General features: G+C 66.1%; 21 protein-coding genes and 1 pseudogene. 17 read left to right on the top strand and 5 right to left on the bottom strand.

The features are described from left to right. A pseudogene (locus tag G3N99_RS42540) lies at positions 1 to 156 on the bottom strand (SGNH/GDSL hydrolase family protein); the annotation flags it as partial. Positions 157 to 355: 199 nt separating this feature from the next. Here G3N99_RS42540 and paaA point away from each other — a divergent pair. The 8 genes from paaA to G3N99_RS12810 all read left to right on the top strand — a co-directional run bounded on the left by paaA (position 356) and on the right by G3N99_RS12810 (position 6,636). Then, positions 356 to 1,354, top strand: a complete 999-nt coding sequence (gene paaA / locus G3N99_RS12845; protein WP_174939972.1) for a 1,2-phenylacetyl-CoA epoxidase subunit PaaA — start codon at positions 356 to 358, stop codon at positions 1,352 to 1,354. 40 nt (positions 1,355 to 1,394) lie between these two features. After that, positions 1,395 to 1,679, top strand: coding sequence for a 1,2-phenylacetyl-CoA epoxidase subunit PaaB (gene paaB, locus G3N99_RS12840; RefSeq protein WP_027788585.1), 285 nt, complete (start codon positions 1,395 to 1,397; stop codon positions 1,677 to 1,679). Positions 1,680 to 1,689: 10 nt separating this feature from the next. Beyond that, a complete protein-coding gene (gene paaC, locus G3N99_RS12835) occupies positions 1,690 to 2,493 on the top strand; it encodes a 1,2-phenylacetyl-CoA epoxidase subunit PaaC (RefSeq protein ID WP_174989704.1) in 804 nt (267 codons plus the stop codon). 23 nt (positions 2,494 to 2,516) lie between these two features. Then, positions 2,517 to 3,077, top strand: coding sequence for a 1,2-phenylacetyl-CoA epoxidase subunit PaaD (gene paaD, locus G3N99_RS12830; protein WP_174939977.1), 561 nt, complete (start codon positions 2,517 to 2,519; stop codon positions 3,075 to 3,077). A gap of 5 nt (positions 3,078 to 3,082) precedes the next feature. Then, on the top strand, positions 3,083 to 4,171 hold the full coding sequence (gene paaE / locus G3N99_RS12825) for a 1,2-phenylacetyl-CoA epoxidase subunit PaaE (protein WP_174939979.1): 1,089 nt from the start codon (positions 3,083 to 3,085) through the stop codon (positions 4,169 to 4,171). A gap of 128 nt (positions 4,172 to 4,299) precedes the next feature. Continuing rightward, a complete protein-coding gene (locus tag G3N99_RS12820; protein WP_206122557.1) occupies positions 4,300 to 5,124 on the top strand; it encodes a DUF1835 domain-containing protein in 825 nt (274 codons plus the stop codon). Between the two features lie 16 nt (positions 5,125 to 5,140). Beyond that, positions 5,141 to 5,746 carry a TetR/AcrR family transcriptional regulator gene (locus G3N99_RS12815; protein WP_006482923.1) on the top strand — a complete coding sequence of 202 codons (606 nt, stop codon included), beginning with the start codon at positions 5,141 to 5,143 and terminating at the stop codon, positions 5,744 to 5,746. A 242-nt stretch (positions 5,747 to 5,988) separates the two neighbouring features. After that, positions 5,989 to 6,636 (top strand): GNAT family N-acetyltransferase, encoded by a 648-nt coding sequence (locus G3N99_RS12810; protein ID WP_164462503.1) that lies wholly within the window; start codon positions 5,989 to 5,991, stop codon positions 6,634 to 6,636. A gap of 58 nt (positions 6,637 to 6,694) precedes the next feature. Here G3N99_RS12810 and G3N99_RS12805 read toward each other — a convergent pair whose 3' ends face one another. Continuing rightward, entirely contained in the window at positions 6,695 to 7,219 is a 525-nt protein-coding gene (locus G3N99_RS12805; protein WP_011655746.1) for an Lrp/AsnC family transcriptional regulator, read from the bottom strand. Positions 7,220 to 7,431: 212 nt separating this feature from the next. On the opposite strand from G3N99_RS12805, the gene hppD reads away from it, so the two are divergent. Beyond that, positions 7,432 to 8,529, top strand: a complete 1,098-nt coding sequence (gene hppD, locus G3N99_RS12800) for a 4-hydroxyphenylpyruvate dioxygenase (protein WP_011350655.1) — start codon at positions 7,432 to 7,434, stop codon at positions 8,527 to 8,529. 130 nt (positions 8,530 to 8,659) lie between these two features. On the opposite strand, the gene G3N99_RS12795 is transcribed toward hppD, so the two are convergent. Next, entirely contained in the window at positions 8,660 to 8,854 is a 195-nt protein-coding gene (locus G3N99_RS12795; protein ID WP_046547411.1) for a hypothetical protein, read from the bottom strand. 330 nt (positions 8,855 to 9,184) lie between these two features. Here G3N99_RS12795 and G3N99_RS12790 point away from each other — a divergent pair, with 330 nt between their 5' ends. Continuing rightward, positions 9,185 to 12,775: an indolepyruvate ferredoxin oxidoreductase family protein gene (locus tag G3N99_RS12790; RefSeq protein WP_174947350.1), complete on the top strand. Its 3,591-nt coding sequence runs from the start codon at positions 9,185 to 9,187 to the stop codon at positions 12,773 to 12,775. A 150-nt stretch (positions 12,776 to 12,925) separates the two neighbouring features. Here the strand turns inward: G3N99_RS12790 and G3N99_RS12785 are convergent, their stop codons facing one another. Then, positions 12,926 to 15,196, bottom strand: a complete 2,271-nt coding sequence (locus G3N99_RS12785; protein ID WP_011350652.1) for an NADP-dependent malic enzyme — start codon at positions 15,194 to 15,196, stop codon at positions 12,926 to 12,928. A gap of 460 nt (positions 15,197 to 15,656) precedes the next feature. Between G3N99_RS12785 and G3N99_RS12780 the strand changes: the two genes are divergently transcribed. From G3N99_RS12780 to G3N99_RS12750, 7 genes are all read left to right on the top strand, one after another. Further along, positions 15,657 to 16,343 (top strand): orotate phosphoribosyltransferase, encoded by a 687-nt coding sequence (locus G3N99_RS12780; protein WP_011350651.1) that lies wholly within the window; start codon positions 15,657 to 15,659, stop codon positions 16,341 to 16,343. A 240-nt stretch (positions 16,344 to 16,583) separates the two neighbouring features. Beyond that, a complete protein-coding gene (locus G3N99_RS12775) occupies positions 16,584 to 17,177 on the top strand; it encodes a YbhB/YbcL family Raf kinase inhibitor-like protein (protein ID WP_011350650.1) in 594 nt (197 codons plus the stop codon). 262 nt (positions 17,178 to 17,439) lie between these two features. After that, positions 17,440 to 18,012 (top strand): flavodoxin family protein, encoded by a 573-nt coding sequence (locus G3N99_RS12770; RefSeq protein ID WP_069246909.1) that lies wholly within the window; start codon positions 17,440 to 17,442, stop codon positions 18,010 to 18,012. Between the two features lie 154 nt (positions 18,013 to 18,166). Continuing rightward, entirely contained in the window at positions 18,167 to 19,117 is a 951-nt protein-coding gene (argC, locus tag G3N99_RS12765; protein ID WP_206122556.1) for an N-acetyl-gamma-glutamyl-phosphate reductase, read from the top strand. Between the two features lie 435 nt (positions 19,118 to 19,552). Beyond that, the gene (locus tag G3N99_RS12760) at positions 19,553 to 20,974 is read left to right on the top strand and encodes a DUF2957 domain-containing protein (RefSeq protein ID WP_206122555.1); all 1,422 of its coding nucleotides are present in this window, start codon (positions 19,553 to 19,555) and stop codon (positions 20,972 to 20,974) included. 139 nt (positions 20,975 to 21,113) lie between these two features. Further along, the gene (locus G3N99_RS12755) at positions 21,114 to 22,355 is read left to right on the top strand and encodes a DUF2957 domain-containing protein (protein ID WP_174939986.1); all 1,242 of its coding nucleotides are present in this window, start codon (positions 21,114 to 21,116) and stop codon (positions 22,353 to 22,355) included. 18 nt (positions 22,356 to 22,373) lie between these two features. Beyond that, entirely contained in the window at positions 22,374 to 23,207 is an 834-nt protein-coding gene (locus tag G3N99_RS12750) for an OmpW family outer membrane protein (protein ID WP_011350645.1), read from the top strand. Positions 23,208 to 23,391: 184 nt separating this feature from the next. On the opposite strand, the gene G3N99_RS12745 is transcribed toward G3N99_RS12750, so the two are convergent. Then, positions 23,392 to 23,959 (bottom strand): substrate-binding domain-containing protein (locus G3N99_RS12745; RefSeq protein ID WP_206122554.1); only part of this gene is annotated, 568 nt, incomplete at its 5' end.

Raw genomic sequence — 23,959 nt, 5'->3', positions numbered from 1 at the left:
GAGCGGCGGCGGTGCGGCAGAGTCGGGAATCGGCTGCAGCGCGGTCGCCCACGCGGCCACCCATCCGGCCGGTGCGGCCGAGGCCGACGCCACGAGCGGCGAGACAAAGACGGCCGCGCCCAGCACGGCCGCGGCGATACTGCTTCGGAATGACATCGGCAAAATCCTCGTCGGAAAGCGGGCATTGTGCCGCAGAAGGCGCGAACCCCACGCGCCGAACCACCATCACGCGACCCGATCGCGCCCCGACGTGCCTCGTTTACCCGAGTCTCACCGCAATTCCGCAAGAAATTTATTAACCGACCGGTCGGTTGGTTTATACTTCGCACACATTCAACCGGACGAGAACCTCGCCATGTACACGCAATCCCTCGACATCCCCGGCAACGTCGCGCCACTCGACGCCGCAGCCGAGTCGCCCGAGCAGGCGCGGTTCGATGCGGTCATGGCCGCCGACGGCAAGATCGAACCGCAGGACTGGATGCCCGACGCCTATCGCAAGACGCTGGTTCGCCAGATCTCGCAGCACGCGCACTCGGAAGTCGTGGGCATGCTGCCCGAAGGCAACTGGATCTCGCGCGCGCCGAGCCTGAAGCGCAAGGCGATCCTGCTCGCGAAGGTCCAGGACGAAGCCGGCCACGGCCTCTATCTCTATAGCGCGGCCGAAACGCTCGGCGTATCGCGCGATTCGCTGATCGACGCACTGCACGCCGGCAAGGCGAAATACTCGAGCATCTTCAACTACCCGACGCCGACCTGGGCCGACGTCGGCGTGATCGGCTGGCTCGTCGACGGCGCCGCGATCATGAACCAGATCCCGCTGTGCCGCTGCACGTACGGCCCGTACGCGCGCGCGATGATCCGCGTGTGCAAGGAAGAATCGTTCCACCAGCGCCAGGGCTTCGACGCGCTGCTGTCGATGATGAAGGGCACCGACGCGCAACGCGCGATGGTCCAGCAGGCCGTGAACCGCTGGTGGTGGCCGGTGCTGATGATGTTCGGCCCGAGCGACGCCGATTCGGTCCACAGCAATCAGTCCGCGAAATGGGGCATCAAGCGGATCACGAACGACGACCTGCGGCAGAAGTTCGTCGACGCGACGGTCGACCAGGCGAAGGTGCTCGGCGTGACGCTGCCCGACCCCGACCTGAAATGGAACGAGGCGCGCGGCCATCACGACTACGGCACGATCGACTGGGACGAATTCTGGCGCGTGGTCAACGGCGACGGCCCGTGCAACAAGGAACGCCTCGCGACCCGCGTGAAAGCACACAACGACGGCGCATGGGTACGCGAAGCCGCACTCGCCCACGAAGCAAAGCGCCGCGCACGCGCCGAACAGCACGCCGCCTGAGCGGCGGCACACCATCGAATTCAGGATTCAGGAGAAAGTGATGAACAAGGAATGGCCGATCTGGGAAGTGTTCGTGCGCAGCAAGCAGGGGCTCGACCACAAGCATTGCGGCAGCCTGCACGCCGCCGACGCGTCGATGGCGCTGCGCATGGCGCGCGACGTCTACACGCGCCGCCAGGAAGGCGTGAGCATCTGGGTGGTGCCGTCGTCTGCAATTACCGCGTCGGATCCGAGCGAGAAGGCCGAGCTGTTCGAACCGGCGGGCGACAAGATCTACCGTCACCCGACGTTCTACACGCTGCCCGACGAAGTCAACCACATGTAACGCCCGCGCCATGACGATCACGCCCGAACACCTCTCCTACGTGCTGCGCCTCGCGGACAACACGCTGATCCTCGGTCAGCGCAATGCCGAATGGTGCGGCCACGGCCCGATCCTCGAGGAAGACATCGCGCTCACCAACATGAGCCTCGACCTCATCGGCCAGGCGCGCATGCTGTATACGCACGCAGCCGAACTCGAGCGCCAGCTTACCGGCGCGACGAAGACCGAGGACGACTACGCCTACTTCCGCACCGAGCGCGAGTTCGCGAACTTCACGCTCGCCGAGCTGCCGCATTACGGCCCGCTCGCCGGCACTGCGCACGCCGACAAGGACTACGCGGTGACGATCGTGCGCAATTTCCTGTACTCGGTGCTGATGCTGCACGTGTGGACCGCGCTCGAAACGTCGACCGACACGCAGCTCGCCGCGATCGCCGCGAAATCGGTGAAGGAAACCCGCTATCACGTGCAGCACGCACGCGAGTGGCTCGTTCGCCTCGGCGACGGCACCGACGAATCGCACCGTCGCGCGCAGGACGCGCTCGACTACCTGACGCCGTACACGCGCGAATTCTTCGCCGCCGATGCAATCGACGACGCGGTCGCCGCCGAGGGCATCGCCCCCGCGCCGGCCACGCTCGAAGCAGCATGGCGCGCGGACGTGGACGACGCGCTCGCGGAAGCGACGCTCACGCTGCCGGCCCCCGTGCAGCATGTAACGACCGGCAAGCAGGGCGAGCACTCGGAGCACATGGGCTACCTGCTCGCGGAACTGCAAAGCCTCGCACGCCAGCACCCTGGCGCGACCTGGTAACCCCGACGCCACGGAGCCCGACGATGTCCGTCCAGACCGCCCCCGCTCATGTCGCGCCCACCACGCACCGCGACGATCCGCTGCTCGCCCGTGCATGGGACGTGCTCGAAGCCGTGCCCGACCCCGAGATCCCGGTCGTGTCGATCCGCGAGCTCGGCATCCTGCGCGACGTCCGCCGCGCGGACGACGGCCAGCTCGAGGTCGTGATCACGCCGACCTATTCGGGCTGCCCGGCCATGTCGCAGATCGCGGAGGACATCGCCGCCGCGCTGCAGGCCGCCGACCTCCCGCCGCACCGGATCGAGACGGTGCTCGCGCCTGCATGGACGACCGACTGGATCACGCAGGAAGCGCGCGACAAGCTGCGCGCGTACGGCATCGCGCCGCCGGTCGGCCAGTGCGGCACCGCCGCGCCGCGGGAAAACATCGTGCGCTTCGTGCCGCGGCCCGTCGCGGCGCCTGCGTGCCCGCGCTGCGGCTCCGCTCGTACCGAACGTCTCGCGCAATTCGCATCCACGGCCTGCAAGGCGCTGTATCGCTGCGTCGACTGCCGCGAACCCTTCGACTACTTCAAACCTTATTAATCGATATGGCGACCCCGCAATTTCATCCGCTGCGTATCCGCGACGTGCGGCCCGAGACCGCCGACGCCGTAACCGTCTCCTTCGACGTGCCGCCCGAGCTGCGCGATGCGTACCGCTTCACGCAGGGCCAGTTCGTCACGCTGAAGACCCACATCGACGGCGAGGAAACGCGCCGCTCGTATTCGATCTGCGTCGGCACGACGGACTACGACCGCGACGGCGAACTGCGCATCGGCATCAAGCGCGTGCGCGGCGGCCGCTTCTCGAACTTCGCGTTCGATTCGCTCAAGCCGGGCCACACGATCGACGTGATGACGCCGGACGGCCGTTTCTTCACGCACCTGAACGCCGATCACGGCAAGCAGTACGTCGCGTTTTCCGGCGGCTCCGGGATCACGCCGGTGCTCGCGATCGTGAAGACGACGCTCGAACTCGAACCGCGCAGCACGTTCACGCTGATCTACGGCAACCGCAGCGTCGACGCGATCATGTTCGCGGAGGAGCTCGAGGACCTGAAGAACCGCTACATGAACCGCTTCGTCCTCTATCACGTGCTGTCGGACGACCAGCAGGACGTCGAGCTGTTCAACGGCGTGCTCGACCAGACGAAATGCGCGGAATTCCTCGACACGCTGACGCCGGCCGATGCAATCGACGAGGCATTCATCTGCGGCCCCGCGCCGATGATGGATGCGGCCGAAGCCGCGCTGAAGACAGCCGGCGTGCCGCAGGCGAAGGTGCACGTCGAGCGCTTCGGTACGCCGCTGCCGCAGGCCGGCACGCCGGTCGTCGAAATCACCGACCAGACGCCGGCTGCCGACCTGGAAATCGTGCTCGACGGCAAGAAGCGCAAGCTGCGGCTGCCGTACCAAGGCGTGAGCCTGCTCGATGTCGGCCTGCGCGCGGGCCTCGCGCTGCCGTACGCGTGCAAGGGCGGCGTGTGCTGCACGTGCCGCGCGAAGGTGCTCGAGGGCGAAGTGCGGATGGAGAAGAACTACACGCTCGAAGAGCATGAAGTGAAGGACGGCTTCGTGCTCACGTGCCAGTGCCACCCGATCAGCGACAAGGTCGTCGTGAGCTACGACGAGCGTTGAGCGACGTCGCGTCGCGGTGCCAGACGGTTTCTCGCCGTCACACATCTCGCTTACACTAGGGGCCGCCGGCCGGCTGGACATCGCAACGTCCGCCCGGCCGGCGGTTTTCTTTTGTTGACGACAGGCCGATGAGTACCATTCATGTGATTCAGGGCGGCACCGCCGCCGCGTCACTGCGCGAGGCACTTGCGCAAACCGGACGCGACGAGCTCGTCGTCGGGTTGCTCGACGATCTCGGCGTCGGGCCGCTCAAGGGCGCCGACGAGACGCCCGACACGCGCGCCGCCTTCTGGCAGCGCGTGCTAGGCGACCAGATTCCCGACTGGAACGCGGAGATCGAAGGCGAGTTCGCGCGCCTCGACCAGCTCGCGACCGATACAGGCCAGGTGGTGGTGTGGCATGCGCCGAGCGTCGGCGACAAGTTGCTGCTGCGCCGCGTCGCCTATCACCTGCGCAACGTCCCGCAACGCCTGAACGAAGTGCGGCTGTCGGCCGCCGACCTCGACTCGGTGCAGCGCGCGGCACTGTCGCGCACCGACCAGGCGTGCGCGACCGGCATGTTCTCGCCGGCCGATCTGGCGCGGAAGCGCCCGGTGGCCGCACCGATCTCGGTGCTGCGCATCGGCCGCCTCGCGCTCGAATGGCAGGAGGCGAAGCACCTGAACGCCGAGTTGCGCTACTGGGTCAGCAACACGATCAAGAGCGGCTACTACGAGGATCTCGACACGCTGATCGTTGCGCGCGCGGAAACCGACTGGCGGCCCGCGGGGCGCCTCGTCGGCAGCATCATGGCCGACGCCGACCGCGGCGGGCTGTTCGTCAGCGACTCGATCGCCTGGTGGCGTTGCCGCGAGCTCGCGGCAGCCGGCCGGCTCGAGCTGCAGGACGACGCGCCCGACGCCCTCTCTTCCACGCAGGTGCGCGCGGCCCGCGCGGCCACCACGCACCGCTAATCTTCCGCATTCGACCATGGCCCGTACCCGAGCGCCCGACCACGAATCCCAGCGCGAGCAGATCCTCGATCTGGCCGCCGAGAAATTCGCGCAGACGAGCTATCCGAGCACGTCGATGTCCGATCTCGCGACCGCGAGCGGCACGTCGAAGGCACGCCTCTATCACTATTACGAGAGCAAGGAAGCGATCCTGTTCGACCTGCTCGACCGCTACACGAAACGGCTGATGCTGATCATCGCCGAGGTCGAAGGGGCGAGCCAGCGACGCGGCCTCAGCGAGCGCGACGCGTTTGCGGAGCTGGTGCGCGCATTCCTCGCCGAGTACGAGACGTCGCACAGCCGGCACGTCGCGCTGCTCAACGACGTGAAGTATCTCGAGGACGCGCAGCGCGAAATCGTGCTCGACCGCCAGCGCGACATCGTCGCGGCGTTCACGCGGCAGCTCGCCCGCGCGTATCCGGACCGCATCTCGAAGGAAAACCAGACATCCGTGACGATGATGGTGTTCGGGATGATCAACTGGACGTTCACGTGGCTGAAGCCGGGCGGCCGCCTCGGCTACCGCGACTTCGCCGAGCAGGTGATCGACCTGATCGAGCGCGGGCTGTCGACCGCCGCCTGATTGACGCGCAGCAGCAAGCGTTGCGCGACGGGCACACTGCGACCGCCTGTTGCGCGTTTCATATGATGAATTTTAAGTCTGTTTAAAATCAGATAGATAGACAATTAACTAAGCAGATTTAGAATTCATCCTCCAGCTTAAACATCGTCAAATACGGGTTTTCCCCAATCCGAGGGCCAGCGGTCGGGTAAAATGCTGTTGCATTGCACAACCCGCTGTACGGTCACACTGAGGAACCCACGATGAACACGCAATTCAACGGCACTGCCGATGTCGTCGGCAACGCCGGGTCTGCGCCGGTTCTCGTCAGGGAACTGGCTTCCAAAGACCGTGAGCAAATGCTCACTCACTTTCTCTCGCTCGACGAAGAGGATCGCCTGCTGCGCTTCGGCCAGATGGTGCCCGACCACGTGATCGAGAACTATGTCCGCACGATCGACTTCGGCCGCGACACCGTGTTCGGCGTGTTCGACCACGACCTCGAACTGATCGGCGTCGGCCACCTGGCCTACCTGCCGGCCGAGGGCGACAAGCGCACGGCCGAATTCGGCGTATCGGTGCTCGAAAGCGCACGCGGCCGCGGCGTCGGCTCGAAGCTATTCGAGCGCGCGGCGATCCGCAGCCGCAACACGCACGTGACGATGCTGTACATGCACTGCCTGTCGCGGAACGCGACGATGATGCACATCGCGAAGAAATCCGGGATGCGGATCGAGTACGCGTACGGCGAAGCCGATGCGTACCTGTCGCTGCCGCCGGCCGACCACTCGACGATCATCGCCGAGATGCTGCAGGAACAGGCCGCGGTGTTCGACTACGCGATGAAGCGCCAGGCGCGCCGCACCACGAAGTTCATCGAATCGCTGATGCCCGCCGCCCTGACGGCGTAATGTCGGCCAGCCGGGCCGCGCCAACCGCGCGCCCGGCCCCTCCCTTCCCCACCGCGTACTAGCGCACCGAACGAATCGGCAACGCCGTCGTTTCCTTGAAGCATTCGAGCGAAAAGCTCGTCTTCACGTCGATCACCGACGGGTGATGCAGCAGATGCTCCTGCACGAAGCGGGAGAAATGCGCCATGTCCTCGACCTGCACGCGCAGCAGGTAATCCATATCCCCCGTCATCGCATGGCACGCGACCACTTCCGGCCAGGTCTGCACGGCCGCGCGAAACAGCTCCGCATGGGTCGCGCCCGCACGCGCCGACGTTTCGTCGGCCCGCACCGGCGCCAGGCCGCCGCGCTTCTCGAGCCGCACGCTCACGTACGCGAGCAGGTCGAGCCCGAGCTTCTGCGGATCCAGCAGCGCGACATAGCCGGTGATCACGCCGATCTCCTCGAGCCGCCGGATTCGCCGCAGGCACGGGCTCGGTGACAGGTTCACGCGCTCGGCGATCTCCTGGTTCGACAGGCGCCCGTTCTCCTGAAGAATCGCAAGAATCCGCCGGTCGATGGCATCCAATTCGGCTTGCGCCATCTTCTGCCCTCCATTGAATATTTAAAGACTGGAAATTGCGCCATCGTAGGTTCGGGCAATTAAGTTCGCAAGTTTACGCTCGCGGCTGCCCGCTACACTCTGTCGCACGTACCGATTCGTCGCACACGCCGCTGCGTGTGCCACGTTCGACATCGAACCAGGCTGGGCATGCGCACGTCGCCCCGGCCGATCGCCCCCACAGGAGACACGCCATGCAGATCCCGAACTGGGACAACCCCGTCGGCACCGACGGCTTCGAATTCATCGAATACACGGCACCGGACCCGAAAGCGCTCGGACAACTGTTCGAACGGATGGGTTTCACCGCGATCGCGCGCCACCGCCACAAGGACGTGACGGTGTACCGCCAGGGCGACATCAACTTCATCATCAACGCCGAACCCGATTCGTTCGCACAACGCTTCGCGCGCCTGCACGGCCCGTCGATCTGCGCGATCGCGTTCCGCGTGCAGGATGCCGCGAAGGCATACCAGCACGCACTCGATCTCGGCGCCTGGGGCTTCGACAACAAGACGGGCCCGATGGAGCTGAACATCCCGGCGATCAAGGGCATCGGCGATTCGCTGATCTACTTCGTCGACCGCTGGCGCGGCAAGAACGGCGCGCAACCGGGCGCAATCGGCAACATCAGCATCTATGACGTCGACTTCGAGCCGATCGCCGGCGCGAACCCGAACCCGGTCGGCCACGGCCTCACCTATATCGACCACCTGACGCACAACGTGCATCGCGGCCGCATGCAGGAATGGGCCGAGTTCTACGAACGCCTGTTCAACTTCCGCGAAGTGCGCTACTTCGACATCGAAGGCAAGGTGACGGGCGTGAAGTCGAAGGCGATGACGTCGCCGTGCGGCAAGATCCGCATCCCGATCAATGAGGAAGGCTCGGATACGGCCGGCCAGATCCAGGAATACCTCGACGCGTACCACGGCGAAGGCATCCAGCACATCGCGCTCGGCGCCACCGACATCTACCAGGCGGTCGATGGCCTGCGCAGCAAGGAAGTGAAGCTGCTCGACACGATCGACACGTATTACGAACTGGTCGACCGCCGCGTGCCGAACCACGGCGAATCGCTGGACGAACTGAAGAAGCGCAAGATCCTGATCGACGGCGCGCGCGACGACCTGCTGCTGCAGATCTTCACCGAGAACCAGATCGGGCCGATCTTCTTCGAGATCATCCAGCGCAAGGGCAACCAGGGCTTCGGCGAAGGCAACTTCAAGGCGCTGTTCGAATCGATCGAACTCGACCAGATCCGTCGCGGCGTCGTGCAGGACAAGGCCTGACGCATCCGACGGGCGGCTGTCCGGGGCAACCTGGGCCCGCACGATCCGGCGGCGCAAAGAAAAAGGGCGGGAATCCGAGGATTCCCGCCCTTTTTGCATTCCGGCGCGGCCCGCAGGCCGCGCGACCGGATCAACGCGCGTTCGCCTTCGACTCGACGGCGCGCTCGGCCGACGGCTGCGCGACGGCGTCCTGGGCCGGCACGATCTGCTGCATCTGCGCGCCGGCTGCCGCCAATGCGCTCGCGCCTCGCGCGTGCACCGGGCCGGTCATCGAGAAAAACGCGGCGGACACGATCAGGAAACTCTGGATATGACGTGTGTTCATTGCACCTCCTGTAAAACTACCGGCGCCTCCCCGATTGCGTCGAAACGAACCAACGCGGCCGGGCACCTCCGGCAGGCCGACAAGATTAACGGCGTTTGCACGCAGATGGGGCCAGCTTTACATGCTTTTACATGATGTAACGCATGGTTCCGCCCTGTTTTTCTGACGCAGCGCCGCAATCTCCCCGCGTTCCAACCGATGGGCGGCGGGTTTGCCCCAGTGCTACCATCGCTTAAAACCGGCCAATATGCCGGCCACTGCCGACGCGTCCACAAGATGCCCGAAGCAGTCGAGTTTTGGTGATCCCAAACTGGGTGGAGGAGACTGTTAATGAATGCCCCGCTAGACGCAGGCCAACGCGCGTCCCTAGAAGCCGCGCTGAAGTCCGTCACGCTTGACGACAAATACACACTGGAACGCGGTCGCGCGTACATGAGCGGCATCCAGGCCCTCGTGCGCCTGCCGATGCTCCAGCAGGAACGCGATCGCGCCGCCGGTCTCAATACCGCCGGCTTCATCTCCGGCTATCGCGGTTCGCCGCTCGGCGGCCTCGATCTGTCGCTCTGGAAAGCCAAGCAGCACCTGGCAGCCCACCAGATCGTCTTCCAGCCCGGCCTCAACGAAGATCTCGCCGCCACCGCCGTGTGGGGCTCGCAGCAAGTAAACCTGTACCCCGGCGCGAAGCACGACGGCGTGTTCGGCATGTGGTACGGCAAGGGCCCGGGCGTCGACCGCACGGGCGACGTATTCAAGCATGCGAACTCGGCAGGCTCGTCCCAGCACGGCGGCGTGCTGGTGCTCGCCGGTGACGACCACGCGGCGAAATCGTCGACGCTCGCACACCAGTCAGAACACATCTTCAAGGCCTGCGGGCTGCCGGTGCTGTTCCCGTCCAACGTGCAGGAATATCTCGATTTCGGCCTGCACGGCTGGGCAATGAGCCGCTACTCGGGCCTGTGGGTTGCGCTCAAGTGCGTGACGGACGTCGTCGAATCGTCGGCGTCGGTCGACATCGACCCGCATCGCACCGAGATCGTGCTGCCGACCGACTTCATCCTGCCGGAAGGCGGGCTGAACATCCGCTGGCCCGACCCGCCGCTCGTGCAGGAAGCACGGCTGCTCGACTACAAGTGGTACGCGGCGCTCGCGTATGTGCGCGCGAACAAGCTCGACCGGATCGAGATCGATTCGCCGAACGCGCGCTTCGGGATCATGACCGGCGGCAAGGCCTACCTCGACGTACGCCAGGCGCTGACCGATCTTGGCCTCGACGACGAAACCTGCGCGCGGATCGGCATCCGGCTCTACAAGGTCGGCTGCGTGTGGCCGCTCGAAGCGCAGGGCGCGCAGGCGTTCGCGCGCGGCCTCGACGAAATCCTCGTCGTCGAGGAAAAGCGCCAGATCCTCGAATACGCGATCAAGGAAGAACTGTACAACTGGCCCGACGGCCAGCGGCCGCGCGTGTTCGGCAAGTTCGACGAGAAGGACGGCGCCGGCGGCGAATGGTCGGTGCCGATGGGCAACTGGCTGCTGCCCGCGCACTACGAGCTGTCGCCCGCGATCATCGCGAAGGCGATCGCGACGCGCCTCGAGAAGTTCGAGCTGCCGTCCGACGTGCGCGCAAGCATCGCCGCGCGCCTCGCCGTGATCAACGCGAAGGAGATGGCGCTCGCGAAGCCGCACGTGCAGACCGAGCGCAAGCCGTGGTTCTGCTCGGGCTGCCCGCACAACACGTCGACCAACGTGCCGGAAGGCTCGCGCGCGATCGCCGGCATCGGCTGCCACTACATGACCGTGTGGATGGACCGCAGCACGAGCACCTTCAGCCAGATGGGCGGTGAAGGCGTGCCGTGGATCGGCCAGGCGCCGTTCACGGACGAGAAGCACGTGTTCGCGAACCTCGGCGACGGCACCTATTTCCACTCGGGCCTGCTGGCGGTGCGTGCGGCGATTTCGTCGAAGGCGAACATCACCTACAAGATCCTCTACAACGACGCCGTCGCGATGACGGGCGGCCAGCCGGTCGACGGCGTGCTGACGGTGCCGCAGATCACGCACCAGCTCGCGTCGGAAGGCGCGAAGAAGATCGTGATCGTCACCGACGAGCCGGAGAAGTACGACAGCCAGAAGGCGCTGCTCGCGCCGGGCGTGACGATCCATCACCGCGACCAGCTCGACGACGTGCAGCGCGAGCTGCGCGAGATCGAAGGCACGACGATCCTGATCTACGACCAGACCTGCGCGACCGAGAAGCGCCGCCGCCGCAAACGCGGCACGTATCCGGATCCGGCGAAGCGCGTCGTGATCAACGACGCGGTGTGCGAAGGCTGCGGCGACTGCTCGGTGCAGTCGAACTGCCTGTCGGTCGAGCCGCTGGAAACCGAATTCGGCACGAAGCGCCAGATCAACCAGTCGAGCTGCAACAAGGACTTCTCGTGCGTGAAGGGCTTCTGCCCGAGCTTCGTCACGGTCGAGGGCGGCCAGCTGAAGAAGCCGAAGGCCGTGTCGGTCGACGGCGACGCACTACCGCCGATCCCTGAACCGACGCTGCCGGACATCGACCGCGCCTACGGCGTGCTCGTCACGGGCGTCGGCGGCACGGGCGTCGTCACGATCGGTGCGCTGCTCGGGATGGCCGCGCACCTGGAAAACAAGGGCGTGACCGTGCTCGACGTCACCGGCCTCGCGCAGAAGGGCGGCGCCGTGATGAGCCACGTGCAGATCTCGCACGCGCCGACCGACATCCACGCCACGCGGATCGCGATGGGCGAAGCCGACCTCGTGATCGGCTGCGACGCGCTCGTCACGGCCGGCGACGAGTGCACGTCGCGGATGCGCCACGACACGACGCGCGTGGTCGTCAACAGCGCGCAGACGCCGACCGCCGAGTTCATCAAGAACCCGAACTGGTCGTTCCCCGGCCTGTCCGCGGAAAACGACATCCGTGCGGCGGCGGGCGAAGCCGTCGATTTCATCGACGCGAACCGCTTCGCGGTCGCGCTGCTCGGCGACGCGATCTACACGAACCCGTTCGTGCTCGGCTACGCGTGGCAGAAAGGCTGGCTGCCGCTCACGCTCGCGTCGCTCGTCCGTGCGATCGAGCTGAACGCGGTATCGGTGGAGAAGAACCGTGCGGCGTTCGACTGGGGCCGCCGCGCTGCGTACGACCTGGCGAGCGTGAAGCAGGCTGCGGCCGGTGACGCACGCCCCGCGCAAGGCGCCACGGTGATCGCGCTGCACACGAAGAAGGCGGTCGACGCCCTGATCGCGAAGCGCGTGGAATTCCTCACCGCGTACCAGAATGCCGCGTACGCGTCGCGCTATGCGGCGTTCGTCGACAAGGTGCGCGCGGCCGAGCGCACGCTGGCAGACGGCGACACGATGCAGGAGCAGCTGACCGAAGCGGTCGCGCGCAACCTGTTCAAGCTGATGGCGTACAAGGACGAATACGAGGTCGCGCGGCTGCAGTCCGATCCGGCCTTCCTCGCCCGTCTGACCGCGCAGTTCGAAGGTGACTGGAAGCTGAAATTCCACCTCGCGCCGCCGCTGTTCGCGAAGACGGATGCACACGGCCATCTCGTGAAGAAGGCGTACGGCCCGTGGATGATGTCGGCGTTCCGGCTGCTCGCGAAGGCGAAGTTCCTGCGCGGCACCGGGCTCGACCCGTTCGGCCGTACCGAGGAGCGCCGCACCGAGCGCGCGCTGATCGGCGAGTACGAAGCGCTGATCGGCGAGGTGCTCGCCAAGCTGAACGCGGCCAACCGCCCGCTCGCCCTCGAGCTCGCGGCGCTGCCGGACGGCATTCGCGGCTACGGCCACGTGAAGGAGAACAACCTGCGCGCGGTCCGCCAGAAGTGGAACACGCTGCTCGCGAAGTGGCGCGCGCCGGCCGGCGGCCAGTCGCACCAGCAGGTCGCGTAACGGCACGCGGCGGGCATTCGCGGTCCGGATGCCCGCCGGCGAGCGGCTCGCCGCTCACATCACGTCACGATAAAAAAACGCCACGGAACGCTGGTTCCGTGGCGTTTTTCATTGCGCCGCGCCCGAAGCGCGGCACACGCTGGCGTGGACTTACTTCGTGTTCACGTTCGCGGCAGCAACAGCCGTCATGTTGATGATCCGGCGCACGGTCGCGGCCGGCGTCAGGATGTGAGCCGGCTTCGCCGCGCCGAGCAGGAACGGGCCGACCGTCACGCCTTCGCCGCCGACCATCTTCAGCAGGTTGTACGCGATGTTCGCCGCTTCGACGTTCGGCATGATCAGCAGGTTTGCTTCGCCCGACAGCGTCGTGCCGGGGAATGCCTGCTTGCGGATCATTTCCGACAGCGCCGCGTCGCCGTGCATTTCGCCGTCGACTTCGAGGTTCGGCGCACGTTCGACGATCAGCTTGCGAGCCTCGCCCATCCGGCGCGACGACGCCGACGGCGCGCTGCCGAAGTTCGAGTTCGACAGCAGTGCAGCCTTCGGCGCAATGCCGAAGCGCTCGATCTCGGCCGCGGCCTGGATCGTCATGTCGGCGAGCTGTTCGGCGCTCGGCAACTCGTTCACGTACGTATCGCACACGAACAGGTTGCGGCCCGGCAGCATCAGCAGGTTCATCGCCGCGAAGTGCTCGGCGCCCTTCGCGCGGCCCAGCACCTGCTCGATGAACTTCAGGTGGCTGTGGAACGTGTCGATCATCCCGCAGATCATCCCGTCCGCGTCGCCCAGGTGCACGAGCATCGCGCCGATCAGCGTGTTGAACTTGCGCATCGCGGCCTTCGCGACTTCCGGCGTCACGCCGTCGCGCGCGCCGATCTCCTGATACGCCTGCCAGTAGCGGTGGTAGCGCGCATCGTCTTCCGGATCGACGATTTCGAAATCGGTGCCGGCCTTCAGCTTCGAGCCGATCTTCGCGAGGCGCATGTCGATGACCGACGGACGGCCGACGAGGATCGGCTTCGCGATCTTTTCCTGCAGCACGAACTGCGCGGCGCGCAGCACGCGCTCGTCCTCACCTTCGGCGAACACGATGCGGGCCTGCTTCTGCTTCGCGGTGGCGAACACCGGGCGCATCACCATGCCGGTGCGGTAAACGGTCGCGCCGAGTTGCTCGCGGTACGCGTCCATGTCCTGGATCGGACGGGTGGCGACGCCCGAATCCATCGCGGCCTGTGCGACGGCCGGCGCGATCTTGATGATCAGGCGCGGGTCGAACGGCTTCGGAATCAGGTAGTCCGGCCCGAACTCGAGCGAGTGGCCTTCATACGCCTTCGCGACTTCTTCGCTCTGGTCGGTTTCCTGTGCCAGTTCAGCGATCGCGCGCACGCACGCGAGCTTCATTTCTTCCGTGATCGTCGTCGCGCCGACGTCGAGCGCGCCGCGGAAGATGAACGGGAAGCACAGCACGTTGTTGACCTGGTTCGGGTAGTCCGAACGGCCGGTCGCGACGATCGCATCCGGGCGCACGGCCTTCGCATCTTCCGGGCGGATTTCCGGTTCCGGGTTCGCGAGCGCCAGGATCAGCGGGCGGTCGCCCATCGTCTTGACCATGTCCTGCTTGAGCACGCCCGCGCTCGAGCAGCCGAGGAACACGTCGGCGCCGACGATCGCGTCGGCGAGCGTGCGTGCGTCGGTGGTTGCCGCATAGCGCTGCTTCGACGGATCGAGGTTGCCGCGCCCTTCGTAGATCACGCCCTTCGAATCGGCGACGAGGATGTTCGACTTCGTCAGGCCGAGGTTCACCAGCAGGTCCAGGCACGCGATCGCAGCGGCGCCCGCGCCCGAGCACACGAGCTTCACTTCGGACAGCTTCTTGTCGACGACCTTCAGGCCGTTCAGGATCGCGGCCGACGCGATGATCGCGGTGCCGTGCTGGTCATCGTGGAAGACGGGGATCTTCATGCGCTCGCGCAGCTTCTGCTCGATGTAGAAGCATTCCGGCGCCTTGATGTCCTCGAGGTTGATGCCGCCGAGCGTCGGCTCGAGCATCGCGATCGCCTCGACGAGCTTGTCGGGGTCGGACTCCGACAGTTCGATGTCGAATACGTCGATGCCCGCGAATTTCTTGAAGAGGCAGCCCTTGCCTTCCATCACCGGCTTCGCGGCGAGCGGGCCGATGTTGCCGAGGCCGAGCACGGCGGTGCCGTTCGTGATGACGCCGACGAGGTTGCCGCGCGACGTGTACTTCTGCGCGTCGAGCGGATCGGCGTGGATCGCTTCACACGCGGCGGCGACGCCCGGCGAATACGCAAGCGACAGATCGAGCTGGTTCGACAGCGGCTTGGTCGGGGTGACCGAAATCTTGCCGGGTTTCGGGTTCAGGTGATAAGCCAGTGCGGCCTGCTTCAGTTGTTCGTCCATGATTGACCTGCGAGAGACATGCGAAATATTGACGGTTCAGTACGCAGCACCTTCGGCCGCGTCTGCTTGAATCGAGGGGATGATCGACTGCGAGACGGCACGCGACGCGCCGGGTCGGCACGCCATCGAACCTTGGCGGGTGGCAAGAGGAAAGTACAAAGTACTGAACGATTTCTAAGGGTCGCCTAGTGTACACCCCCTAAATGACGCATGTTGGTGCAGCGCCGCATCCTCCGCATCAGCGCGCGATCGGTCTGGCCCCGTTTGTTTCGCCGGTGGTGAGCCGCGCGGTGAACCTGCGCGAATTCCGCCGAAAACCGGCCTGAATCGGGTAAAATAGCGGGCTACGCGCGCAGCGATGCGATTGGCCCTCCGATCGCGCCCCGGCCCCCTGGGCAGGTTCCCCTTGCTGCGCCACCGGGCCCGCGCCCGCTCTTCGCTCATCACCCAAGGAATGCCCATGACAGGCTACGATCGTCAGTCGATCTCGGATACGACCGCCAAAATCCTGCTCGAAGTACAGGCAGTGCACTTCAACGCAGAAAAACCGTTCATCTTCACGTCCGGCTGGGCAAGCCCCGTCTATATCGACTGCCGCAAGCTGATTTCGTATCCGCGCGTGCGCCGCGCGCTGATGGAAATGGCTGAAACGACGATCACGCGCGACATCGGCTTCGAGCAGATCGACGCGGTGGCGGGCGGCGAGACGGCCGGCATCCCGTTCGCGGCCTGGATCGCGGACCGGATGATGGTGCCGATGCAGTACGTGCGCAAAAAGCCGAAGGGTTTCGGCCGCAACGCGCAGATCGAAGGCCATCTGGAAGAAGGCTCGCGCGTGCTGCTGGTGGAAGACCTGACGACCGACAGCCGCAGCAAGATCAACTTCGTCAACGCGCTGCGCACCGCAGGCGCGACGGTGAACCACTGCTTCGTGCTGTTCCACTACAACATCTTCAAGGAAAGCGTGTCGGTCCTGAAGGACATCGACGTCGACCTGCACGCACTCGCCACGTGGTGGGACGTGCTGCGCGTCGCGAAGGCATCGGGCTACTTCGAGACGAAGACGCTCGACGAAGTCGAGAAATTCCTGCACGCACCGGCCGAGTGGTCGGCGGCGCACGGCGGCGCGACGTCCCCGAAGGACTGACGCCGCGCCGGCCCGCTGGCCGGCGTCCTGGCCGAACAAGCCGCCCGCTTCATCGCGGGCGGTTTTTTTTCGCCCGCCGATTCGCGCAGGAAACGATCGCGACCATGGGTCGCGGCGTGCATCGCTCATCGAACCCTAATGCTAGACTTGATCCATCGCTGCCATCAGCTGCGCAGGCAACGCACTACGCCAACAACGCCGGACGCATCGGTCCGGCCCACGTGACGGGAGAAGCGCCATATGCGTGTGGATCGCCGGATCACTCCGCCTGCGCCATCGGGTCGCCCGTCGCCGTTCCTCGCCGCCCTCCTTTACGCCGCCGCCCTCACCGCCCTGCCCGCGCATGCGGAAGGCCCGTTCACCGTGACGAGCGACGACCTGACACCGGGCGGGCGCGTCCGCGCCGCGAACGTGTTCGACCGTGGCGACTGCAAGGGCGGCAACCACTCGCCGCAGCTCACCTGGCACAACCCGCCGCCCGGCACGCACGGCTACGCGGTCACGATCTTCGATCCCGATGCGCCGGGGCACGGCTGGTGGCACTGGGCCGTGGCCGGCATTCCGGCGACGGTCACGAGCCTGCCCGCCGACGCGAGTGCGTCCGGGTTTCTGCGGCGCATCGGCGCGAGCGAGGCGCGCAACGACTTCGGGATCGACGGCTACGGCGGCCCATGCCCGCCGCCCGGCAAGCCGCACCGCTACGTGATCACCGTCTATGCGCTGAAGGGCGACGACCTGCGCGTCGCGCAGGGCCGCCCCGCACCGATGTTCGAGCACGAGATCGGCACGCTGGCGATCGGTACCGCGCAACTCACGGTCAACTACGGGCAATAGCGCGTCGTCACCGGCGCCGGGCATCGCGCGCCGCCACGGCACCGCGCTGCGCCGCACCGCACCGCACCGCACCGCACTGCGATCGCCTGCCGCCGCGACATTCCGTACGCCGCAGCCACGCGTCTTCCCGTCATTTCGGCTTGCTAGACTCGTCGTCACCGGTCGCGGCGCCACGCCGCGCATCCGTCGCGCTGCCCGCCGGCGACGCGTGACGCGGCGAGCCTGCGGTCCGCCGTTCCCGTTCCTTTCCGGAGAACGCTTCATGTCGAACATCGTCATCGTCTATCACAGCGGCTACGGTCACACGCAGAAACTGGCCGAGGCCGTGCACGCGGGCGCGCAGGAGGCCGGTGCGACCGTGCGCCTGCTTGCCGTCGGCGACGTCGACGACGCGGGCTGGGCCGCGCTCGATGCGGCCGACGCGATCGTCTTCGGCGCGCCGACCTACATGGGCGGCCCGTCGGCGCAGTTCAAGCAGTTTGCCGATGCGACGTCGAAAGCGTGGTTCACGCAGAAATGGAAGGACAAGATCGCCGCGGGCTTCACGAACTCCGCGACGATGAACGGCGACAAGTTCTCGACGATTCAATATTTCGTCACGCTGTCGATGCAGCATGGGATGGTGTGGGTCGGCACGAGCCTGATGCCGGCCAACTCGAAGGCGGCCACGCGCAACGACATCAACTACCTGGGCGGCTCGACGGGCCTGCTCGCGCAGTCGCCGGCGGATTCGACGCCCGACGAAGGCCCGCTGCCGGGCGACCTCGAGACCGGCAAGGCATTCGGCCGGCGCGTTGCCGAAGCAACCGCCCGCTGGGTCGCCGGCCGCGGCTGAACACGCCCTGGCGCGCGCTCCGGCGGGCGCCAAAGGGACACAAGACGGCCCGCCGGCCGTCTTTTTTTCGCCCCGCGCGGTGCAGGCCCGCCGGATGACGTCTTAAAATGGCGGTTTCAGGGCGCGGGCCCCCGTTTCATTCAGTGAGAGCGAAATGAGCACCAAAGTTTTTGTCGACGGCCAGGAAGGCACGACCGGCCTCAAGATCTTCGAATACCTGTCGGCACGCAGCGACATCGAGATCCTGCGCATCGATGAAGCGAAGCGCAAGGATGTCGAAGAGCGCCGCCGCCTGATCAACGCGTCGGACGTCACGTTCCTGTGCCTGCCGGACGTTGCATCGCGCGAATCGGCCTCGCTCGTCGAGAACCCGAACACGACGCTGATCGACGCGAGCACCGCGTTCCGCACCAGCGCCGACTGGGCGTACGGCCTGCCGGAACTGACCCGCGCGCAGCGCGAGAAGATTCGCACGTCGAAGCGCATCGCCGTGCCGGGCTGCCACGCATCGGCCTTCGTGCTCGCGATGCGTCCGCTCGTCGAGGCAGGCATCGTCGCACCGACGTTCGCCGCACACAGCTACTCGATCACCGGCTACAGCGGCGGCGGCAAGTCGATGATCGCCGACTACGAAAACGCGGCGCCGGGCGGCAAGCTCGCAAGCCCGCGCCCGTATGCGCTCGGCCTCACGCACAAGCACCTGCCGGAAATGGCCGCGCACACAGGCCTCGCGAACCCGCCGATCTTCACGCCGATCGTCGGCCCGTTCCTGAAGGGTCTCGCGGTGACGACCTACTTCACGCCCGAGCAGCTCGCGAAGCGCACGACGCCGCAGGACGTGCAGCGCGTGTTCGCCGAGTACTACGCGGACGAAGCATTCGTGCGCGTCGCACCGTTCGATGCGGACGCGAACCTCGACGGCGGCTTCTTCGACGTGCAGGCGAACAACGACACGAACCGGGTCGACCTGTTCGTGTTCGGCAACGAAGAGCGCTTCGTCACGGTCGCGCGCCTCGACAACCTCGGCAAGGGCGCATCGGGCGCCGCGATCCAGTGCATGAACCTGAGCATCGGCGCCGCCGAGGACGCAGGTCTCAAACGCTGATTCAGCATCGCATGCAATGCAAAGCCGGCCACTGGCCGGCTTTTTATTTACCCGTATCAGGCAATATATAAAAAATTCCGGATCGCGCATTTACAAATATTTACAAGCTTTCCATTGCGCGATTACCAGTGAATTAATCCCACCCCCTCTTTATCCAGTCAATCCCGAATAGGGATAAACCGGATACCGTCGCTTTAAACGCTGCCGTTATACGCAGGAAGGCTCTGCGCCGGCCTGCCCGGCGTCGCACATTCCCCACTCCGGCCGCTTCCGGCAGCCTGTCTCACGTTTTAATTCTTACCGAATGCCGTGTCAGACAAGGATTCAAAACACGATACCCGTTTCAATCGCCTTTTTTAGACGGGTTCATCAATTGACAGCAAAAATCAAGGCGGCGACATTAGCTCGCACAATTAAACGATTGGAGACAGCGGCATGTCGCACGCCTTATCGAAGGGGGTGGCAACGGCCTTTGCCATTGCCCCTTTCCTGGTTGCATGTGGTGGGGGGGACGGCGGCGCACCCGCGCCGATCAATGCGCCCCAATGTTCCGGATCGAGCTGCGGCACGCAAGGGCCGCCGCCGTCACAGCCCGTCAACAACGCGCTGTGCCCGGCCAACGCCGACATCGTGAAGAGCACGTACCTCGGCGGCGCCGGTAGCGGCGAGATCGTCAGCGTCAACATCGACGCCGTGGCGATGACCTACACGCTCAAGTGGCTCGAATCGCCGATTCCACTCGCGACCGGCACGGTCACGCCGAGCCGCGCCGGCACGACGATCACCGGTGCGGTCATGCACCCGCCGACCGGCGTGCTGCCGACCGCGGAGCAGACGCGCTGCGCGTTCATCCTGACACCCGGCACGGGCAAGGCGCCGAGCGGCGCCACGTATTCGACGGCCGCCGACTTCAACCAGGCGAACCCGCCGATGCTGCTGGTCGGCATGGGCGTCGCGGGTGGCGGCATTCCGGGTGCGACGGTCCAGTACGACGGGCTGACGATCATCCCTGGCCTCGTGCAAAACGTCGGCCAGGTGCCGAACCGACACTTCGACTTCTATCCGTTCCTCGGCTTCGCGAACACGACGACGGACATCTCGAAGCTGCCGGGCACGTACAACGCGCTGATCTACCACCTCGTGCCGTCGGGCAACTACGCGACGAAGGGCACGAACTCGAGCGAGACGTTCGACGCGAACGGCGCGTGCACGTCGACCAGTTCGGGCGGCTGCCAGACGACCGGCAACCCGTGGACCGTGAACACCGCGAACGGCGGCTACTTCGACAGCACGAAGGCGCCGCAGACGCTGCCGCAAACGTCGCTGCCGATCGTCGGCGCGACCGGCAAGTCGGCGACCGCGCACATGGTGATCGGCCAGCTCAACGGCGCGACGGTGCCGGTGATCGTACGCACGGGCAACGTGAATCTCGGTACGCCGCCGCTGCACACCGACGCGCAGGTCGACGACGAATCGGGCATCGCGGTGCTCGGCGCGGCGACGGCCATCACGTCGGGCGCGATCGACGGCGGCTACGCGGGTGCGGACTCGAACTTCAAGTACACGGCGGCCCTGATCCGCGGCAGCAACGCGTCGTTCATCAACCCGAGCACGCAGGCCGAGGAAGACGGCTTCACGCTCGACTACGGCCAGACGACGCCGGGCCTGCTGAACGCGACGACGACGCCGCCGAGCGGCGCGAGCTATCCGTCCGCATCGGGCGTGGTGATCGCGACGGGCGGCCTGTACGCAGCGCTGATCCAGGGCACGGTGAACGGCGGCGTCACGTCGACGTCGGCGAACTCGACCACGTCGTCGACCCCGTACTTCGGCGTGGGCGCGCAGATCAGCAAGTAGCGGACGAGGGCGCGACGGCGGGCCGACCGCCGTCGCGTAACGCACGAGCGCGCGGCACGGCGCAGGCAGGACGAGCACAACCAACAGAAGCGGCCGACAGGGAGCTGGCCGCCGCACAAGACAAATCTGGAGGAGCAACATGAAGCGCAACCTCATTCTGGCGGCGGCCCTTGCCGCCCCCCTTCTTTCCGCCTGTGGCGGCGGCGACGACAATCCGCCTCCGCTCGTCGAAGACCGGCTCTGTCCTGCCTCGCTCGACTACACCACCGTGTTTACGGGTGGCGCGGGCAGCGGCGAACTCGCGAAGGTCCAGCTCGACACGACCAAGATGACCTGGCAGGTCACCTATGTCGAATCGCCGGTGCCGCAAACGACCGGCACCGTCGTGCCGACCCGCGCGGGCACCGTCGACAGCGGCACGCTCACGCAGGAAACGCTGCTGCCGACCAACAAGCTGAACCAGTGCGCCTTCCGCCTGAACGGCGCGAGCCTCGATCCGTCGCGCCCGGCGCGCATCTTCGTCGGCATGGGCGTCGCGGGCGGCACGATTCCCGGCAAGGAGATCCAGTTCAACGGCGTGCTCGGCCAGGCCGCGGTGCCCGACACGAAATTCCCGTACTACCCGTTCATCGGCTTCTCGTCGATCGAAACCGACATCACGAAGGTTGCGGGCACATACAGTCACACCGGCTTCGGTGAAGTGCCGTCGCAGAATTTCGCGCCGGCATCGATCGACGCGAAGGTGACGATCAACGCCGACGGCAGCTGGACCAAGTGCGACACGACCGGCCAGTTCGCCGGCGGCGCGTGCACGCAGCAAGGCACGAACTTCGTGCAGTCGGCGGACGGCAGCGGCGCGTTCCAGTCGAACAACTACGCGAGCCAGTTGAAGCCGACGCTGTCGGCGACGCCGCAGGGCAAGGGCTTCATGATCGTCGGCAAGCTGCGCAACCAGCTCGTGCCGATCCTCGTGCGCACGGGCGTCGCGAACCCGAACCCGACGCCCGACAGCAACGGCGTGCCGGGCCTCACCGCCGACGACGAATCGAGCATCTCGATCCTCGCACCGCAAACGACGATCGCGGTCGGCTCGCAGAACGGCGAGTACATCGGCGTCGACAGCCAGTTCGACTACCGCACCACCGCGCTGACGAACAACCAGGCGACGCTGCTCGATCCGTTCAACGCGTCGCAGGCCTCGCTCGCGACCGCGCTCGATCTCGACTACACGCAGAAGGTGCCGGGCACGGTCACGACGATCCATACGGGCGCCAGCAGCTCGACGCCGACCGGCAAGTTCATCTTCACGGGTGGCGTGTTCGGGTTCCTCGACAACGCCGGATCGACGCCGTATTTCACGATCGGCGCATTCGTCCAGTAAGCGGAGGGGGAAGCCGTGATGAAGAAAACCCTTCTCTGCGCGGCGGCCGGCGCCGCCGTGCTGGCGCCGCTCGCGGCGCACGCGCAGAGCGCCGGCAGCAACGTCGTCACGCTGGGCTGGTTCCACGTGATGCCGCAGCAGAGCAGCACGCCGATGACGACCAACGTCGCGCCGACGCCGATCAACACGCCGCTGCGGCTGCCGCCGTCGTTCACGTCGCCGGGCACCGGGCTGCGCACGAGCGGCGCCGACACCGTCGGCCTGACGGTCAGCCACTTCCTGACCGACCATATCGCGGTGACGTCGGTGGCCGGCGTACCGCCGGTGTTCAAGGTGTCGGGCCAGGGCACGATCAAGCCGCCAGGACCTGCCGGCGCGCTCGGCACGCAGAACATCGGGCTGGCATCGGTCAACCCGATCGTGAAGAGCGTGCGGCAATGGAGCCCGGCCGTGCTGCTGCAGTACTACTTCGGGCAGGCCACCGCGAAGTTCCGGCCGTTCCTCGGCCTCGGCGTGTCGTACAACTGGTTCAGCGACCTGCAGCTCAACACGAACTTCATCAAGCAGACGCAGGACAACCTCGGCGCGATTCTCGCGGCGGGCGCGGGCAAGCCGGGTACGACATCGGTGGAGGCGAAGGCGTCCTCGTCATGGCAGCCGGTGTTCAACGCGGGCCTGCAGTACAACATGACCGAGCACTTCGGGCTGATCGCGTCGGTGACGTACATCCCGCTGAAGACGACGTCGACGGTGACGATCAAGGCAGCCGACGGCACGGTGCTCTCGGAGTCGAAATCGGACCTGAAGGCCGACCCGATCATCAGCTACGTCGGGATGACGTACAAGTTCTGAGCGCCGCGACGGACGACGAATGGAAGGCCGCGACAAAATCGCAGGCAAAAAAAAGCCCGCCTAAGAGGCGGGCTGAATCCATATCAGAGGAGACATGGAGGAGACAGGTGCAACTATAGCGAATCGGTTTCCGCAATGCAACATTTCCGTAGAGAAAATAAGGATTTTCCCTCGAATGTCGCCTCTAGACCGCTTTCACTGCATCTGACCCCACCCTGTTTTCCCGGTCGAGCACCTCGCCCAGCGCATCGCGCAGCAGCGCGACGGGCCGCACCAGCCGGCCCGGCAGCGCGCCGTGCACGATCCACACGTTGATCCGCGTCTCCAGCCCCACCGTTTCCACCACCCTCAGCGCATCGCGATGCGCACTGCGCGCCAGCGCGTTCGGCGCAGCGATGCCGATGCCCGCGCCGCGCGCGACGAGCGACAGCTGCAGCTCCGAGCCGAACGCCTCGACCGCGACGTCGAACGGCAGCCCGGCCGCGCCGAGCATGCGGCTCAGCGCCGAACGCATCCCGCAGCCGTCCTGACTCAGCACCCACGGAAAACCTGACAGCGTATCGATCGACAGCGGACCGGCCGGCAGCGGAAAGTCGCGCGCGGCGACGAGCACCGTCGGCTGCGTACCGAGCAGCGTCGACGCGAACGTGTCGGGCAGTGCCGAACTGGCCGGCACCATCACGGCCGCGACGTCGAGCGCGCCGCGCTCGATGCCCTGCATCAGTGCCGGCGACCAGCCGGCCGTCACGCGA

The organism is Burkholderia sp. Ac-20392, from assembly GCF_017104585.1.
GTDB classification, from domain to species: Bacteria; Pseudomonadota; Gammaproteobacteria; order Burkholderiales; family Burkholderiaceae; genus Burkholderia; species Burkholderia lata.
Note: the sequence above shows the minus strand (reverse complement) of the source record. Positions and strands in the feature narration are given on the sequence as shown.

Coding starts and splice junctions, on each gene's coding strand:
- G3N99_RS12820 (WP_206122557.1), top strand. CDS start 4,300: ATGAGTACCATTCATGTGATTCAGGGCGGCACCGCCGCCGCGTCACTG.
- paaB (WP_027788585.1), top strand. CDS start 1,395: ATGAACAAGGAATGGCCGATCTGGGAAGTGTTCGTGCGCAGCAAGCAG.
- paaA (WP_174939972.1), top strand. CDS start 356: ATGTACACGCAATCCCTCGACATCCCCGGCAACGTCGCGCCACTCGAC.
- G3N99_RS12815 (WP_006482923.1), top strand. CDS start 5,141: ATGGCCCGTACCCGAGCGCCCGACCACGAATCCCAGCGCGAGCAGATC.
- paaE (WP_174939979.1), top strand. CDS start 3,083: ATGGCGACCCCGCAATTTCATCCGCTGCGTATCCGCGACGTGCGGCCC.
- G3N99_RS12790 (WP_174947350.1), top strand. CDS start 9,185: ATGAATGCCCCGCTAGACGCAGGCCAACGCGCGTCCCTAGAAGCCGCG.
- G3N99_RS12760 (WP_206122555.1), top strand. CDS start 19,553: ATGTCGCACGCCTTATCGAAGGGGGTGGCAACGGCCTTTGCCATTGCC.
- G3N99_RS12785 (WP_011350652.1), bottom strand. CDS start 15,196: ATGGACGAACAACTGAAGCAGGCCGCACTGGCTTATCACCTGAACCCG.
- hppD (WP_011350655.1), top strand. CDS start 7,432: ATGCAGATCCCGAACTGGGACAACCCCGTCGGCACCGACGGCTTCGAA.
- G3N99_RS12770 (WP_069246909.1), top strand. CDS start 17,440: ATGTCGAACATCGTCATCGTCTATCACAGCGGCTACGGTCACACGCAG.
- argC (WP_206122556.1), top strand. CDS start 18,167: ATGAGCACCAAAGTTTTTGTCGACGGCCAGGAAGGCACGACCGGCCTC.
- paaD (WP_174939977.1), top strand. CDS start 2,517: ATGTCCGTCCAGACCGCCCCCGCTCATGTCGCGCCCACCACGCACCGC.
- G3N99_RS12750 (WP_011350645.1), top strand. CDS start 22,374: ATGAAGAAAACCCTTCTCTGCGCGGCGGCCGGCGCCGCCGTGCTGGCG.
- G3N99_RS12780 (WP_011350651.1), top strand. CDS start 15,657: ATGACAGGCTACGATCGTCAGTCGATCTCGGATACGACCGCCAAAATC.
- G3N99_RS12755 (WP_174939986.1), top strand. CDS start 21,114: ATGAAGCGCAACCTCATTCTGGCGGCGGCCCTTGCCGCCCCCCTTCTT.
- paaC (WP_174989704.1), top strand. CDS start 1,690: ATGACGATCACGCCCGAACACCTCTCCTACGTGCTGCGCCTCGCGGAC.
- G3N99_RS12805 (WP_011655746.1), bottom strand. CDS start 7,219: ATGGCGCAAGCCGAATTGGATGCCATCGACCGGCGGATTCTTGCGATT.
- G3N99_RS12795 (WP_046547411.1), bottom strand. CDS start 8,854: ATGAACACACGTCATATCCAGAGTTTCCTGATCGTGTCCGCCGCGTTT.
- G3N99_RS12810 (WP_164462503.1), top strand. CDS start 5,989: ATGAACACGCAATTCAACGGCACTGCCGATGTCGTCGGCAACGCCGGG.
- G3N99_RS12775 (WP_011350650.1), top strand. CDS start 16,584: ATGCGTGTGGATCGCCGGATCACTCCGCCTGCGCCATCGGGTCGCCCG.